Source organism: Thermotomaculum hydrothermale (assembly GCF_016592575.1).
GTDB lineage: Bacteria > Acidobacteriota > Holophagae > Thermotomaculales > Thermotomaculaceae > Thermotomaculum > Thermotomaculum hydrothermale.
The window spans coordinates 1,073,487-1,089,350 of record NZ_AP017470.1 but is presented as its reverse complement, the minus strand read 5'-3'; the positions used below and the strand labels follow the sequence as shown (position 1 = coordinate 1,089,350).

The window sequence follows — 15,864 nt, the reverse complement described above, 5'->3', positions numbered from 1 at the left end:
GGGGGTTATCATGATATTAGTATTTGCTGACCAGAGAGATGGAAATTTAAAAAAGGCTTCTAAAGAAGCTATTTCAGAAGGAAAAAGGTTAGGCTCTGCACTTTCACTTCCCCTTGGTGTTGTTGTTTTAGGAAAAGGGGCTGGAAGTGTAGTTGACGAAATAAAAAAATACGGTGCAGACAAGGTTTTTGTATCTGAAACACCTGACGCATACTCACCTGATTTATATGCAGAGGGAGTCGCCAAGGTTGCAAAGGAAAATGGAGCAAAAATTGTTGTTTTTCCTGGTACTTCAATGTGTGTTGATTTTGCTCCAAGGGTATCTGCAAAACTTGAAGCAGGCCTTGTTACAGACATTACTGCAACCGAAGTTAAAGACGGTAAACTTATTGTAAGAAAGCCTGTTTATTCAGGTAAGGCAATTGCAACTGTTGAATTTAAATCAGATATAGCAATGGTTACTTTAAGGCCAAATGTATTTGAACTTGCTGAAAGCGAAGGAGCAGGCGAAGTTGTTGAATTTTCAGTTGAAGGCGAAGCAAAGGCAAAAGCAGTAAAGGTTGAAATGAAAGAGGCTGGCAAGGTTGAATTAACTGAAGCCACAATCATTGTTTCCGGTGGTAGGGGAGTTAAAGGCCCAGAATACTTTCAAAACGAACTCCAGCAGCTTGCAGACTTGCTTGGCGCAGCAGTTGGTGCTTCAAGGGCTGCAGTTGACGCAGGCTGGATTGACCACTCTCACCAGGTTGGGCAGACAGGTAAGGTTGTATCACCTAAGGTTTATATGGCATTTGGTATTTCTGGTGCTATTCAGCACCTTGCTGGTATGGGTACATCTCAGTACATAATTGCTGTAAACAAAGACCCAGATGCTCCTATATTCAATGTTGCTTCATTAGGTGTTGTTGCTGACCTGTTTAAGGTTGTTCCTGCTTTGATTGAAGAAATTAAAAAGGCAAAAGCTTAAAGATTAAAACCAATTGATATAAATCACAAAAGGGGGATTATTCCCCCTTTTTTTTATTCAATTTTGATTTTTTACTTAAAAAGTATTAAATTTAAATTATGAGGAAAACTAAAAACAAAAAAGGAGCATCTCAAACTGAATATATAATAATTATAGTTCTCATTGCTGTATCAACAATGGCGGCAGTGGGAAAGTACGGAAAAGAGATTAAAAGGTTTTTTCAGAAGACAAATGTAAAGCTTACCACATTAGAGGGAAATGATTCGGATAATTCCTCTCCTGATAGAGGTGATGTGTCGGGAAGTACAACCAATTCTGATTCAGAAAATTCAGATTTAGAAAATAACAATTCAGACAATCCAGAACCGGCAATTTCTCAACCATCTGACAATTCTTCAACAGAGGATGAAAACACAAAAAGCAGAGAAGAGTGTCAAAGGGAGAGGGAGAATTTGTTGAGTGAAAGGGCAAATCGTATAAGAGACCACAATACGCGGGTACGATATTACTCAAATATGGAAAGGCAATTTAGAAGTTTGGCCAATTACTATTTTAGAATGGCCTCTCGTTCTTCAGGGTGGGGTGGTTTTTTTGGCGGATGGCATCATCACCATCATAATAACTATTATAGTTCAAAAGGTAGAAATTTTCTTAACTTAGCAAATAGAATGAGGGAAAGACTCAATCAGGAGAATGAAAATTTTAACGAGTTTTTAGACAACTGGAATTTAAAAATGGAGCAATGGCAACAGGAATGCGGCGGAGGCCACTAATTTTTAATTGACTATACTCTGAAGTGAATATCTTCCCTGTTAAACAGATAAATTGAAAACCCTATAAGAATTGCCGCAAGTCCTATTGTTGTAGTGACTGCAAGCAAAAAGTGTGAAAATACCGCTTTCCCCATTAAGATTTCCTGCATAGAAAATGCTGTGTTAAGTATAGGGATAAAATAATAGTACTCTGGCACTTTTAACGGTGCGTTTAATGTAAGAATTGCAACCATAATTATTGCAAGTAAAACAGGAGTCATTAAGGTTTGTCCCTCTTTCATTGATTTTGCATAGCTTCCTATTGCAATTATCAAAGCCGCAGAGATTATTCCAATTGGAATTATCAAAGCAACAAGCATTGTAATTGTTGACAGGTTTATGCTTAAACTCATGCTTTGCATTTTGTCTGCATTCTTTACAGCCTCTTTTGCTATTTCCTTTGATACCATTTTTGAGGTTGAAAGGGATGCAAGGAGAAAACCTGCAATATTTACAATTGAGTAAATAATTTCAATTGCAATTACATAAATCAGTTTTCCTAAAACAATCTCGCTTCTGCTTGCCTGAGATACAAGCAATGTTGCTATTGTTCCCTTTTCCTTTTCTCCTGTTGATACCTCAAGCCCAAAGCCCAATGCCCCTGAGAAAAGCATAATGATAATCAGGTATGGCATAAGCCTTCCAATAAAAGCCATTGCAACATCAGTTTGAGATGCAGTGTCTTTGTCTTCAATTTCAAATGGATTAACAATTTTTTTATCAATGCCTAATTCCGTTAAATTTTTGTTTACAATAAATTTTTTATAATCATCAAGCGCATTTTTAAGCCTCTTCCTTGCCTCTATTGACAGCCTCTTGGCAGAGTTGTACTCAATTACAATCTTTCCTTCTTCCTTGAATAGATAAGCATCTATCTTTTTATCTGCAAGCAATTTTTCTGCATCGGTTACTTTTGTTTGTAAAAGAGATATGTTTTCTCCATTTTTGCTTATATATGCGATTAAATCATTTTCTATACTCTGGCTAAATCCAACCTTTACTTTTTTGTTTTTAATTTCTTTTTTGGTTTTCAACGCCATTCCAGTCATTATGTTGAAAAATACATAGTAAAAAACCAGAGGTACTATGAAGGTTGTAATTAGCGTGCGTTTATCCCTTAAAAAAACAGTTAATTCTTTGCCTAAAATGGTAAATATGTTTTTAGTGTTCATTATTTTTCCCCTTCAAAATTGACAAGTGAGAAAAATACCTCTTCAATAGTTTTGGCGTTGTATTCATTTTTTAATTCAGTTATTGTGTTGTTTGCCACAATTTTTCCTCTATGGATAATTGCAACCCTGTCGCAAAGTTTTTCAACAACATCTAAAATATGCGTTGATATTACAACTGTTTTGCCCTTTAATTTCATGTCCAATAGAAAATCAACAACAGTTTTTGTGGTAAGAATGTCAAGGCCATTTGTCGGTTCATCAAAAATAATTATCTCAGGGTTGTGAATTAAAGCCCTTGCTATGCTTAACTTCTGCTTCATTCCTGTGGAGTATTCTCCAACAAGCCTTTTTCTGTCTTTTTCAAGCCCTAAAGATGAGAATAGAAAATCAGACCTTTCTTTTATCTCTTTCTCTTCAAGCCCTGAGAGTTTTCCAAAAAATTTAAGGGTTTCCTCTCCCGTAAGTTTGTCGTAAAGACCTGTCTCTGTTGATAGAAAACCTATTTTTCTTCTAATTTCCATAGGGTTATCTTTAACTGAAACTCCGTCAATCCTTGCATCTCCATCAGTTGGGGTTAGCATTGTTGAAAGAATCCTCAAAGTTGTTGTTTTCCCTGCACCGTTTGGCCCTAAAAGCCCGAAAATCTCTCCAGGGTGTGCATCAAAACTTATCCCTTTTAAAGCCTCAACCTTTTTTCTCTTAGATTTAAAAACCTTTCTTAAATCCCTCACCTCAATCATACGCAATATTATACCTTTCTCAATGAACATTTGTTTCAAAAAAAAACAAAAAACTGGCACAAAATTTGCTTCTGAATTGATAATGATGTTATATAATGTTGTAAGAAAAAATATGATTCAGTTCTATAAGAGGAGGTTTAATATGGCGGGTTCAGTTACAGGAAGCACAATAATTGATATTGATGACAGGTTTTCAGATAGTTTGAACATTTTTACTTTAACTATTAACAACTTATGCAATGCAAGTTGTGAGCATTGCTATTTAAACTATTCTTCAGGAAAAGAATATATCTCAAAAGATGTAATAGATAGGGTATTTGAAACAGAAGCAAAAAAGATAGTAATTGTTGGTAAAGAGCCTTTTTACGATGAGAAAAGCATTGGAATTTTAAGGTACATTGTGGAAAAGGGGGAAAAATCAGGGAAAAAGGTTTCTGTTATAACAAACGGGATAAATCTCCCAAATGATATTGATTTTTTAAGAAAATTTGAAAACCTTGATATAAGTGTACATGGCGAGGGGCTTTACAGAACTGAAAGCCAGTTTGAAAGAGTTTTAAAAAACCTTGATATGCTTGAAAAAAATAATGCTGAAAATGTTAACATACTTTCGGTAATAGACAGTAAAACAATAAACTCTATTGATAAAGTAATTGACTTTACAAACAGGTATAAAAACATAAAAAGGTTACTATTCTCCCCTTTTCTGAAAACTGAAAGGGGCAAGCCTTATTCGGTAAATGAAATAGGGTTAGATAAATTATTAGGTGTTTTCTCAAAAAGCAAGTCTTTTTTAAAAAAGGAAAACTGCTTTTTATTGCTTGACACCTATCATTTTGTGGATTCAGAACTCTCTGTTTTTGATATAGAAAAAGCAATAATAGATTCAGGTTTGCAAAACAAGGTTATTTTTATTAAAACCCCTCCAACATTGATGGGAATATTAAGGGTGTCCCACGACGGGTTGGTAATGACATCATACGATGCCCTTCACACAGAATACTATAGAAGGCACTCAATAAATATTAATAAATTGTCAGGTATTGACAACTATTACAAAACCATAGTTTCCAGTTACTCCCCTTTTAACTATCAAACCTTTGCTGTTTGAATATTATGAAGGTTAAGATTGATAATGTTACCTTTGATTACGGTAACGGGGTAAGGATTTTTGAAAATTTTTTCTTTGAAAACAAATCTTCCCTTGTCCTTTTTAAGGGAAGGTCAGGGTGTGGTAAAACAACTCTCTTAAACCTTTTATTTGGTACCTTAAAGCCGTCAAAGGGTGAGATAAAATTTTCAATTAAAAACCCTAAAAAGTATATGATAACCCAGGATATAGGATTGTTCCCCTGGCTAACAGGTACTGAAAATATACTCTTAAACAAAAATTTAACTAAAAAAGACATTACTTCCCATTCTCTTTATTTTTTAGTTGAGGAGCATATAGAAAAAAAATGCTTTGAAATGTCTTTCGGGCAGAGAAGAAAGGTTGAATTGTTACGGGCTTTTCTTTCACAAAGCGATTTTTATCTCTTTGACGAACCCTTGAATTTTATAGACAAAGATAGCAGGAAGTTGATATCAGATTATATTAAAGAATTGTCAAAAGAGAGATTGGTTATAATAACCTCCCATTACGAGGAGGAGATAAGGGATTTTGGTGGAGAGGTTTATGAGTTTGGAGATATATTCCCAATTGAGAGGCTTGAAAATGTCAAGATTAACTAAAATTTTAGGTTTTATCTTAATGCCTCTATTATGGATTATTCTCTCTTACTTTTTAAAGGTTCCAGAAAATTACCTTCCTTCTCCATTAAGCGTTATAAAAGAGTTTTATGAGTTAAAATCGCTTTTTCTCTATCACTTTTCCCTTACTGCAATAAGGCTTGCGGCTGGTATGGCTGGTGGTATTTTTATAGGTATTCTTATAGGCTATTTAATGTTTAAATACGAGCAGTTTGACAACCTTTTTCAACCCTTTGCACAATCTATAAGGGCAATTCCCCCTGTTGCAACAATACCTTTTTTCCTTTTGTGGTTTGGTTTTTCAGATAAGGGTAAGGTTTTAATGTTAATCGTTGCTGTAAGCGTAAACCTTGCCTTTTCAGGCTATCAGATTTTATACGATATGCCTGAAAAGTATAGAATCTCCCTTTTAAACTTGGGGATAAATAGAAGGGATATGAGTATTAAGATAGCAATACCCCTTATCCTTGAAAAGATACTTCCAACCTTGAGGTTTGCCCTTGTAATTTCTATTGCCTCAATTATTACAATTGAGATGATAGGCTCTCAAAGCGGATTGGGATATCTTATTCAAACAGCAAGGACAACCTTTAATTTAAGCGGGATTTTTGTCTGCGTTTTTCTTCTTGCAATTTTAAGTTACATATACGATACTTTAACCATAGTTATTATAAAAAAACTTGTTTACTGGGAAAGGAGATTGGATTATGAAGAAGTCAGGTTTTAAATTAAAATTATTTTTAATCCTTCCTGTTTTGTTATTACTATTTGTTTCCTGTGAGAAAAAGGTAAAGAAGGAGAACAGTCTTAACCTTTTAATATCACCATATCAGGACCTTGCAATGATTGTAAATGTAAAACCCCTTAAACTTGAAAAAAAATATAACTTAAAGGTAAACATTACCACAGTTCCGTGGCAAAATATTATGCCTCTTTTAAGCGGGTACAATTCCCGCTTCAATGTTGGTTTTGCAAGTTATGGGGAGTACCTTACAAAGTATGACAACATTAACAAAGGTGCTGAAGATAAACTTGTATTTGTTTTCCCTGTATATATTTTCAAAGGTGGGGCGTTTGTAACCTTTAAAAATGATATCCCCCCTATTTTTAACAACGGTAAAATAGACGAAAATGCTGTAAAGATTTTTCTTGGTAAAAAAATAGGCCTGCAAAAACAAACTATTTACGAGATGCTTGTTTTTAAACTGGCAAAAACTGCAGGTATTGATAAGAAGAGTTTAAAGATATACGATGTTCCAATGGCTGATGCAATACTTGCCGCCCAGCACGGGGACATAGATATTGCCGCTGTTGGTCTTACTCAGTTAACAGAGGCTATAAAAAGGGGAGGGAAATCCCTTCTAATAATGGACGACATAGGCTTTAGCGACATTACGGGGCTTGTGTGCAAGGAAAGTTACCTGAAAAACCATAGAGAAGATTTAATAAAACTTATTAAAATGTGGTACGAGTGCACAAACTTTGTTTTCTCAGATATAGAGCATAACTCAAAGTATAGCCTTGACTATTTAAGAAAAAACGCTTCAACAAAGTACACTGTTGAAAGTTACAAAAAGGCTTTGTCTTTTGAATACTTTCCCCTCTCTTACAATGAAGCCTATAACTCAATTATAAAAGAGGGAAGCAAGTACGATTACAAAAGGCTTTATAAGGATATGACAGATTTTTTAATTGAAGAAAAAATAATCAAAAAAAGACCTCCATTACCTCAATTTATTAAATTAAAATAAGAGGTGAGAGAAAGTGATTTTAGAAATTGATGGAATTAATACCAGATTTTATTTGCATAAATATGCAAATTTTTATTCTTTTATTTATCTTTTGAAAAGAATTTTTAATGATGCTGTATCTGTTGAAGATTGGGATATATATTTCCCTGATATTGACAGAAGTATTGAATTAAATATTTTCATTGGAGAAGAAAACCAGATTAAAGAATGGTTGTTAAACGAAAAATTTTGTTTTGTTGAATTGTGGGAATTTAAGTATAAGTATTTTTTTATTGAAGAAAATAAACATTTGGGAAAAATTAAGAAGATTAATTTATACACAAATGTTGAACCAATGGTTGAGAAATTTAAAAAGCAAGAGATACTTGATAAGATTTTTTCAGGTGAGAAAGAGATATGTGAAAATAATATTAATCCAGAGTACCTGAAAGAAATAAAAATAATAGAGGAAGATGTACTCTTTAATCGGGATTTTACCATGCCTATAAATAGCTCCGAAGAAGATTCTTTAAACATATACTTTTACGGCACTCCTTTATGCGATATTTTTCATAAAATATCTGAAAGTACTAATAATAGTTTTTTTTCCAGATTTGGTTTAAAGTTAAAAAAATGCAATACTGAACTTTCCGGGAAAACTTATCTTTGTTTTATGGTAAATACCGGAGATGTTCAACCAAAGCATTTAACCCTTGTTAAAAAGTTTTATAACCTGTTCAGGTTAACCAATGATTTTATTATAGATGATAAAACAAATATAGAAGATATTACCTTCTATTTAACAAAGGAAAATGAGAACCAGAATTGTCTTGAAAAAGCAAATAAGTTTGACAGTATTGAGATTGAAAAAGTAAGTATTGGTCTTGAGAATGGGAATATAACCGTTAAAAAAGAAAAATTAAATGATAATAATGAAAAAATTGCAGTTTTATGTGGCAGAAAAAATCCTCTTGAAATAAAAAATAAATGGGAAGAAGTATCTGACAAAAAAATACCTAAAAAAGATATTGCCAGGGCTTTTAAAAAATCCTTTAATTTAAGGTTTTTAAGAAACAAAAATGCTGAGGATATTCTTAAACTCTCTGCACAACATAATGAGGTATCTAATAAATTTAAATTTGGGTGCAGCATAAGTGATTTAGAAGAGTTTATCTTTGAGGAAAAAACAAAAAAATTTAGTGAGGATATTGATTCAATTAATAAAGATGTTGATTTGATTAAAATAGATGTTGGTGAAATTAAAAAAGATGTTAATGTAATTAAAAAGAAAATAAGTAAAGTTAGTTCATCGTTGTTAAAAAAATCAGGAAATAGTATGAAAAAGGTTTTGGGAAAATATAAAAAATGATTTTATATAAAATAAGTAAAAATTTAGAAAATGATAAGGGATAAAAATTAATCCAATGCTTAACAAACTTAAGGCTGTCAGGGATAAAATCTTAAAAATGCATGAGGTGAGAGAGGGTAACTTCTATTATTACACCTCTTTTAAGGGTTTTGTTTCAATGTGTCAGGGGGCATACTCTAAAAAGCAGGAGGCCGAGAGTGTTAACCCATCATTGTCTTCAAGACCTTTTTATCCTGACTTTTTTTGTTTTGATGCAGATACATTTAACGACCCGAGAGAGGGGAAGGTTTTGCTTGAGTTATCAGAGCATTCAGGCAACGACAGTTTAAGAGGCCTTTTATCAAAAGTGTATAAAGATGATGAGATAGATAAAAAGCCTTTTTCTCCCCCACAGGTTGTTTTTGTGGGTTGCCTTGTGTCTGACAGGGTTGGGGATTTAACAATCTGGGGAAAGAAATCTTTGAAAAAAAATATAGATTATGATTATATAGATGACCAGTTGCCTATGTGGAGAGATTATGCAGACAAGGGTAAAGGTGTTTGCCTTGGTGTAAAGATTAAATCTTCAGACGGAATCCCTGTTTACAGGGTTTCTTACGATGAGAGAGACCAGTTAATGGCTATTGATGCAATCTGTTCTGTTTTAAGAGATATAAATCCTGCAAATATTGCTAAATTTGGGCTTGAGATAAGGGAAGTTATAGACCCTATAAGGTTTTTATACAAAAGCAAGGAGCATTCTTACGAAAACGAAGCAAGAGTTATAATACCATGCAGTTTAAAGAAAGGCAGATGCAAATATAGTATAGAACTATTTAAAAAAGACCCATCAGACCCCACCTCATACAGACTTTATATTGCGCTAAAGGATTTTTTCTTTAAAAATGGTGGGACAATTACTGTTGGGCCTGCTTTTGATGAAAGCGATTACATTTTTAACAAAATGGTAATTGTTAAACAGGTTCATTACTGGCTTGAAAAGTTGAATCTTTCAGGTAAGGTTGAAGTTAGTACTTCAAGGTATAGCATAAGGTTTTGATTTTTTTAATCTTGCTTTAAAGGTTTTTTTCTGATAATCTCTATTCACATGAAGGTGTATGCTATTATACCGTCAAGGTATGCGTCAACAAGGCTTCCGGGAAAACCTCTGTTAAAAATCAAAGGTAAATCTATCATTCAAATGGTTTATGAGCAGTGTAAAAAAGTGGATTTGCTTGAAGATGTTATTGTGGCAACAGGTGATGAGAGGATTTTCAATGAGGTAAAATCCTTTGGCGGAAAATGTGTAATGACCTCTAATAAACATAAATCAGGCACAGATAGAATAGCAGAGGTTGCCTTAAAGATTGATGCTGATGTTATAGTTAATGTGCAGGGGGATGAGCCTTTAATCAAGCCAGAATCAATTGAATCTGCAATAAAGCCTTTTTTAGAAGATGGTTCAATTGTTATGACAACTTTAAAAACAAAAATAAAGTCAAAAGAAGAGTTATTTAATCCAAATGTGGTTAAGGTTGTTTGTGATAAAAACAATTTTGCCCTCTACTTTTCAAGGCTTCCCATTCCTTATAAAAAAACAAAAGAGATGGGTTACCCATTTCCTTTAAGTGAAACAGAATACTCAAATTATTTTAAACACACAGGCTTGTATGCCTATAAAAGGGATTTTTTGATAAAATTATCTAAGATGGAAATGACTTTCCTTGAAAAAACGGAAGGGCTTGAGCAGTTAAGGGTTCTTGAAAATGGATACAGGATTTTTGTTGTTGAAACAGAGTTTGATAGTTTAGGTGTGGATACTATGGAAGATTACTTAAATTTGAAAAAAATATTGGGGGAATAAATGACTAAATTTATCTTTGTTACAGGCGGTGTTTTATCCTCATTAGGCAAAGGAATTGCCGCCGCATCAATAGGTGCTATTTTGGAGAGTATGGGCTACACAGTTAGCCTTCAGAAGTTTGATCCATATCTAAATGTTGACCCTGGTACAATGAGCCCTTATCAGCACGGAGAGGTTTATGTTACAGATGACGGGGCAGAAACAGATTTAGATTTGGGGCATTATGAAAGGTTTACCTCTTCCCATTCAACTAAAGACCACAACCAGACTGCCGGGAAGATATACAATTCAGTTTTAACCAAGGAGAGGAAAGGGGTTTATTTAGGAAAAACCGTTCAGGTTATTCCCCATGTTACAGATGAAATAAAGCTTTCAATAAAAAAGGTTGTTGACGGGGTTGATATCTCTATCTGTGAAATAGGGGGAACGGTAGGCGATATAGAGTCTCTTCCCTTTCTTGAAGCAATAAGGCAGTTTGGGCTTGAACACGACCCTCAGGATGTTTTATACATCCATTTAACCTATGTCCCATACATTAAAACAGCAGGGGAATTAAAGAGTAAACCGACACAGCACAGTGTAAAGCAGTTAAGGGAGATAGGTATTCAACCAAGTATAATCCTTGCAAGAACAGAAAGGCCACTGCCTCAGTCAATCAAGGATAAAATAGCCCTCTTCTGCAATGTAAGGCATGAATGCGTTGTTGAGGCAAGGGATGTGGAAAATATTTATTTTGTGCCTTTAATGTTTGCAGAGCAGGGGCTTGACCAGCTTGTATGCAGGCATTTAGGATTAAAAAAGTGCAAGCCAAATCTAAAGAAGTGGTATGAGTTAAAGGAAAAGATTGAGAACCCGAAGGATATTGTAAAAATTGGTATTGTTGGAAAGTACACCGAGTATAAAGACTCATACAAATCTCTTATTGAGGCACTTCATCATGCAGGGTTTATCAACAGGCTTGATGTCCAGTTAGAGTGGATTGATTCCTCTATGTTTGAAAAGGACGAGTCAAAACTTAAAATACTTGATGAAGTGGATGGGGTTTTGGTGCCCGGCGGTTTTGGTTCAAGGGGAATTGAGGGTATGATTAAGGCTATAGGCTATGCAAGGGAGAATAAAATTCCCTTTTTTGGAATTTGCCTTGGAATGCAGTTAACCTGTGTTGAATTTGCGAGAAATGTTGCAGGTTTGGTTGATGCAAATTCAACAGAGTTTGATGAAGAACCGCCGTACAAAATTATTTACAAGTTAAGGGAATTGGTTGGAGTTGAAGAGTTAGGCGGAAATATGAGGCTTGGAAGTTACCCCTGTGAAATACAAACTAAAGATAGTTTTGTTTACAAGGCTTATAAAAAAGAGGTTATTCACGAAAGGCACAGGCATAGATATGAGTTTAATATGGAATTCAGGCCTATACTTGAGGAAAAGGGATTAAGGTTTACAGGTATTTCCCCTGATGGAAAGTTTGTTGAGGTTGTGGAGATAAAAGACCACCCATGGTTTTTAGGCTGTCAGTTTCACCCTGAGTTTAAATCAAAGCCTTTAACATCTCACCCTCTTTTCAGGGATTTTGTAAAAGCATCTTATGAAAACAGAAAGAAAAGGGGAAGTAAGAAATGAGCGATTCTCTCTGGAATTATATAAACTCTTCTGAAAACTTCTTTGTTATTGCTGGCCCCTGCGTAATTGAGGATAGAGAGACTGTCCTTTCGATTGCAACAAGGTTAAAGGGGATAGGGGAGTTATACAATATTCCTTTAATTTTTAAGGCTTCTTTTGACAAGGCAAACAGGTCTTCAATTAACAGTTTTAGAGGTCCTGGCCTTGAGAAAGGGCTTGAAATTTTACAGGAAGTAAAGGAGGAGACAGGACTACCTGTGTTAACCGATATTCACCTTCCTGAACAGGCTGAGCCTGTATCTCAAGTGTGTGATGTAATTCAAATCCCTGCTTTTCTTTGCAGGCAGACTGACTTGCTTGTTGCCGCAGGAAACACAGGAAAGATTGTAAATGTAAAGAAGGGGCAGTTTTTAGCCCCGTGGGATATGGAAAATGTTGTAAAAAAGATAGAATCAACTGGAAACAAAAAGATTATGCTTACCGAAAGGGGAACGAGTTTTGGATACAACAACTTAGTTGTTGATTTTAAATCATTTCCTATAATGTCAACCTTTGGCTATCCTGTTGTTTTTGATGTTACTCATTCGGTACAATTGCCTGGTGGATTGGGAGATAAAACAGGGGGGCAGAGGGAGTTTATCCCCTATCTTGCAAAAGCAGCGGCAGGGTGTGGTGCTGTAAACGGTTTTTTCTTTGAGGTTCATGAGGAGCCTGAAAAATCAAAATCAGACGCTGCAAATATATATCCATTAAACAAATTTGGTTCATTACTTGATAGTATGCTGAAAATCTGGAGGGCACAGATTGGAAATAATTGATATTGCAAAAAGGGTTTTAGAGATTGAGGCAAAGTCTGTTTTAGACCAGATTGATTCATTGAACAATGATTTTGTAAAGGCTATAGAGATTTTGAAAGACACAAAGGGCAGGGTTGTTGTCACCGGAATGGGTAAATCCGGTTTAATTTGCAGAAAGATTGCTGCAACAATGGCGTCAACAGGTACACCTGCAATTTTTGTTCATCCTGCAGAAGCAATTCACGGCGATTTAGGAATGATTGTTGAGGGAGATTCGGTTATTGCTGTATCAAATTCTGGGGAAACTGAAGAGATTGTAAGGCTTTTGGAGTTTATAAAAAGAATAGGGGTGCCTATTATTGCTATTACTTCAAACATTGAATCCACTCTGGCAAAATACAGCGATGTTACAATTCACCTAAAGATTGAAAAGGAAGCATGTCCACTTGGATTGGCGCCAACATCGTCAACAACGGCAACCCTTGCAATAGGGGATGCTTTGGCAATGGTGTTGCTTGAACTAAAAAACTTTAAACCAGAGGATTTTGCAGCAAGGCATCCTGGGGGAAAGTTAGGAAAGAAGCTTTTAACTGTTGAGTCTTTAATGCACAAAGAAGATGAAATTCCCCTTGTTTACACTTCAACTAAAATGCAGGATGTAATTTACATTATGTCTTCAAAAAGGCTTGGAATTGCAGTTGTTGCTGAAGACGGAACAAAAAGGCTTAAAGGGGTTATTTCAGACGGAGATTTGAGAAGGCTTCTTGAAAAGTATAATGGGGATTTGCTTGAAAAAAAGGCAGAAGAATGTATGACAGAAAATCCAAAAACTATTTCAAAAAACAACCTTGCCGTTGAGGCATTAAACAGGTTAGAGAATTATAAAATAACTGTTTTAGTTGTAACAGACAAGGATAATAATATTGAAGGAGTAATTCACTTACACGATTTATGGAAGACAAAGTTATTTTAAAGGCAAAAAAAGTGAAGGCAATTTTTACAGATGTTGACGGGGTGTTAACTGACGGAAGTATGTACTATGCCGAAGGAATGAACGAACACTTTAAGGTTTTTTCTGTGTATGATGGAGTTGGAGTGAAGATTGCGAATTTGTGTAATATCCCTGTTTTTTTTGTGTCTGCAAAAAGGTCTTCTCTTTTGCATAAGAGGGCTTCTGAATTGAAAGTAAAGGAATGCTTTGATGGAATAGAAAATAAAAAAGAAACTGTGTTAAAGGTTGCTGAAAAGTATTCGTTTAACCTTGATGAGATTGCTTATATTGGAGATGACCTTGTTGATATTCAGGTTTTAAAAATTGTTGGTTTCCCTGTGGCTGTAAAGAATGCTTTTGACGAGGTGAAAAAGCACGCTGTTTACATTACTGAAAGAAAGGGTGGAGAAGGGGCGCTTAGGGAAGTAATAGAGTATATTGTAAAAGCCAGAGGGGAATGGAAAACTGTCCTTGATTATTTTGGAGGTTTTTAAATGAAACAACTTGACACTGTTCGGTATGCAATATGGATTCTTTTGCTTTTCTTTGTATTGATAATGATTCTTTTAAATGCAAACCAAACTGTTGATTTCAGGTATTTTATTTTTGAGTCAAATGTAATCAAAGATATTCCAATGTTTGTGGTTATTTTTGTTTCATTTGGAGTGGGTTTGCTTTTAGGTTTGCTTTTTTCTTTCAAAGAGGTTTTAAAGTTTAAGAAAAGATTAAAAGATTCTGAAAGTGAACTTGAAAAGTTAAGGAGAGAGGTTGAAGCTCATAGAAACAAAGAAGTAGAGGAGTTTTTTGAAAAAAACGGAGATAAGTAAATGGGTATAATAATTCTTTTATCTATTTTAATAATACTTGTTGTTCTTTTGTTTATTATTGTTACAAGGGATGAATCAAAGGATAGTACAAAAAATGAAGAGCGTCTTGACGATACAGTAATTCTTATTTTAGATAAGTTGCAAAGAGGAGACCTGGAAAAAATAGAAGGGCTTTTCAAAGAAATCCTCAAAAAAGATAGCTCAAAAGTGGAATTTTATGTAATTCTGGCGAATATAATAAGAGAAAATGGATATATTTCTGAAGCAATAAGCATTCATAAAAGTATTTTAAAAAGGCATGATGTTCTGGAAAACAAAATCCTCAAAGGCTGGGTGTTAGGTAATCTTGCAGAAGATTTTAGAAAAGGTGGAATGATTGACAGGGCTTTACGCACTTATAAGGATGCTCTTGCTTTGCTATCAGAAAAAGAGTCAGCTCCTTTTTTATCGAAAATGGACAATAAGCAGGCAAAAGAGGAAGACCATGTTACCCCTGCAGTTATCTGGAGAAAAAGTTTGTTGGAAAGGTATATGTTGCTTTGTAAGCAGGTAGGAGATTATGAGAAACTTTTAAGTTTAATTGATATCTATAATTCAACAGGTGGGTATAGTGATGAAAATATATATAAAAGAGAAGTTGCCTTTGTTTACAATCAATTAGGTGAAGATGAAGTTAAAAATGAAAATACTAAAAAGGCAATTGAATACTTTAAAAAAGGGCTTTCAATATATAGACAGCTGTACCCTGCATATATAAATCTGGCAAAGATTTATAAAGATACTAAAAAACAAAAGGCTATTCAATTTTTAGAGCAGTTAATAGAGGAAATCCCTTCAAAAGGGTTTCTTATTTTGCCGCTGTATAAGGAACTGGCGCCGAAAAAGTTTGAACAAATATGTAATGAGCTTATAAACTCTAATGAAAATGATTGGAGGGTAAGGCTTGAATTAGGAAGGTACTATATGGAGGAGGGAGAGAAAAGCAAAGGATTGTTGGAGTTTAAAAAATGCCTTGAAATTTCTCCCATGGTATTGATAATTCATCAGGAGATATGGAAATACTTGCTTAAACACCCTGAAGAGATAGAGATTTTCAAAGAGTATGCAAACACATTAAATAAAGTGCTTGTTTTCAATAATCCCTTTATCTGTTCAAAATGCAATTACAAGTCTTCTGAATTTTTGTGGAAATGCCCTTACTGTCATGAATTTGATACCTTTGTGGAATTAAAAATATAAAAGGAGTT

Annotated in this window: 17 protein-coding genes; 15 read left to right on the top strand and 2 right to left on the bottom strand. The window is 34.4% G+C overall.

Annotated elements, in window-relative coordinates:
• The first annotated feature begins 10 nt into the window (after nucleotides 1-10).
• Nucleotides 11-967, top strand: coding sequence for an electron transfer flavoprotein subunit alpha/FixB family protein (locus TTHT_RS10830; RefSeq protein ID WP_236578201.1), 957 nt, complete (start codon nucleotides 11-13; stop codon nucleotides 965-967).
• Between the two features lie 98 nt (nucleotides 968-1,065).
• Nucleotides 1,066-1,740, top strand: a complete 675-nt coding sequence (locus tag TTHT_RS04980) for a Flp family type IVb pilin (RefSeq protein ID WP_201328937.1) — start codon at nucleotides 1,066-1,068, stop codon at nucleotides 1,738-1,740.
• Nucleotides 1,741-1,751: 11 nt separating this feature from the next.
• Here the strand turns inward: TTHT_RS04980 and TTHT_RS04975 are convergent, their stop codons facing one another.
• Both TTHT_RS04975 and TTHT_RS04970 read right to left on the bottom strand, forming a co-directional pair.
• Nucleotides 1,752-2,951 (bottom strand): ABC transporter permease, encoded by a 1,200-nt coding sequence (locus TTHT_RS04975; RefSeq protein WP_201328936.1) that lies wholly within the window; start codon nucleotides 2,949-2,951, stop codon nucleotides 1,752-1,754.
• The gene (locus tag TTHT_RS04970) at nucleotides 2,951-3,691 is read right to left on the bottom strand and encodes an ABC transporter ATP-binding protein (RefSeq protein ID WP_201328935.1); all 741 of its coding nucleotides are present in this window, start codon (nucleotides 3,689-3,691) and stop codon (nucleotides 2,951-2,953) included. Before TTHT_RS04970 ends, TTHT_RS04975 begins: the two co-directional genes overlap by 1 nt.
• Before the next feature lie 142 nt (nucleotides 3,692-3,833).
• Between TTHT_RS04970 and TTHT_RS04965 the strand changes: the two genes are divergently transcribed.
• The 13 genes from TTHT_RS04965 to TTHT_RS04905 are packed head-to-tail and all read left to right on the top strand — an operon-like array spanning nucleotide 3,834 to nucleotide 15,856.
• Nucleotides 3,834-4,802 (top strand): radical SAM protein, encoded by a 969-nt coding sequence (locus TTHT_RS04965; protein WP_201328934.1) that lies wholly within the window; start codon nucleotides 3,834-3,836, stop codon nucleotides 4,800-4,802.
• 5 nt (nucleotides 4,803-4,807) lie between these two features.
• Nucleotides 4,808-5,422, top strand: coding sequence for an ATP-binding cassette domain-containing protein (locus TTHT_RS04960; RefSeq protein ID WP_201328933.1), 615 nt, complete (start codon nucleotides 4,808-4,810; stop codon nucleotides 5,420-5,422).
• Nucleotides 5,406-6,167, top strand: coding sequence for an ABC transporter permease (locus TTHT_RS04955; RefSeq protein WP_201328932.1), 762 nt, complete (start codon nucleotides 5,406-5,408; stop codon nucleotides 6,165-6,167). The genes TTHT_RS04960 and TTHT_RS04955 overlap by 17 nt, the downstream gene beginning before the upstream one ends.
• Nucleotides 6,148-7,191 (top strand): ABC transporter substrate-binding protein, encoded by a 1,044-nt coding sequence (locus tag TTHT_RS04950; RefSeq protein WP_201328931.1) that lies wholly within the window; start codon nucleotides 6,148-6,150, stop codon nucleotides 7,189-7,191. Before TTHT_RS04955 ends, TTHT_RS04950 begins: the two co-directional genes overlap by 20 nt.
• Nucleotides 7,192-7,204: 13 nt before the next feature.
• Nucleotides 7,205-8,539 (top strand): hypothetical protein, encoded by a 1,335-nt coding sequence (locus TTHT_RS04945; protein ID WP_201328930.1) that lies wholly within the window; start codon nucleotides 7,205-7,207, stop codon nucleotides 8,537-8,539.
• A gap of 55 nt (nucleotides 8,540-8,594) precedes the next feature.
• A complete protein-coding gene (locus TTHT_RS04940) occupies nucleotides 8,595-9,578 on the top strand; it encodes a DUF2971 domain-containing protein (protein WP_201328929.1) in 984 nt (327 codons plus the stop codon).
• 48 nt (nucleotides 9,579-9,626) lie between these two features.
• Nucleotides 9,627-10,382: a 3-deoxy-manno-octulosonate cytidylyltransferase gene (gene kdsB, locus TTHT_RS04935; protein WP_201328928.1), complete on the top strand. Its 756-nt coding sequence runs from the start codon at nucleotides 9,627-9,629 to the stop codon at nucleotides 10,380-10,382.
• Entirely contained in the window at nucleotides 10,383-12,002 is a 1,620-nt protein-coding gene (locus tag TTHT_RS04930) for a CTP synthase (RefSeq protein ID WP_201328927.1), read from the top strand.
• Nucleotides 11,999-12,820, top strand: a complete 822-nt coding sequence (gene kdsA, locus TTHT_RS04925) for a 3-deoxy-8-phosphooctulonate synthase (protein WP_201328926.1) — start codon at nucleotides 11,999-12,001, stop codon at nucleotides 12,818-12,820. The genes TTHT_RS04930 and kdsA overlap by 4 nt, the downstream gene beginning before the upstream one ends.
• Nucleotides 12,807-13,772, top strand: coding sequence for a KpsF/GutQ family sugar-phosphate isomerase (locus TTHT_RS04920; RefSeq protein ID WP_201328925.1), 966 nt, complete (start codon nucleotides 12,807-12,809; stop codon nucleotides 13,770-13,772). The genes kdsA and TTHT_RS04920 overlap by 14 nt, the downstream gene beginning before the upstream one ends.
• On the top strand, nucleotides 13,751-14,284 hold the full coding sequence (locus TTHT_RS04915) for a KdsC family phosphatase (protein ID WP_201328924.1): 534 nt from the start codon (nucleotides 13,751-13,753) through the stop codon (nucleotides 14,282-14,284). Before TTHT_RS04920 ends, TTHT_RS04915 begins: the two co-directional genes overlap by 22 nt.
• Complete coding sequence (locus TTHT_RS04910; protein WP_201328923.1) at nucleotides 14,285-14,617, top strand: lipopolysaccharide assembly protein LapA domain-containing protein; 333 nt, start codon at nucleotides 14,285-14,287, stop codon at nucleotides 14,615-14,617.
• Entirely contained in the window at nucleotides 14,618-15,856 is a 1,239-nt protein-coding gene (locus tag TTHT_RS04905; RefSeq protein WP_201328922.1) for a tetratricopeptide repeat protein, read from the top strand.
• The last annotated feature ends 8 nt before the right edge of the window (nucleotides 15,857-15,864 follow it).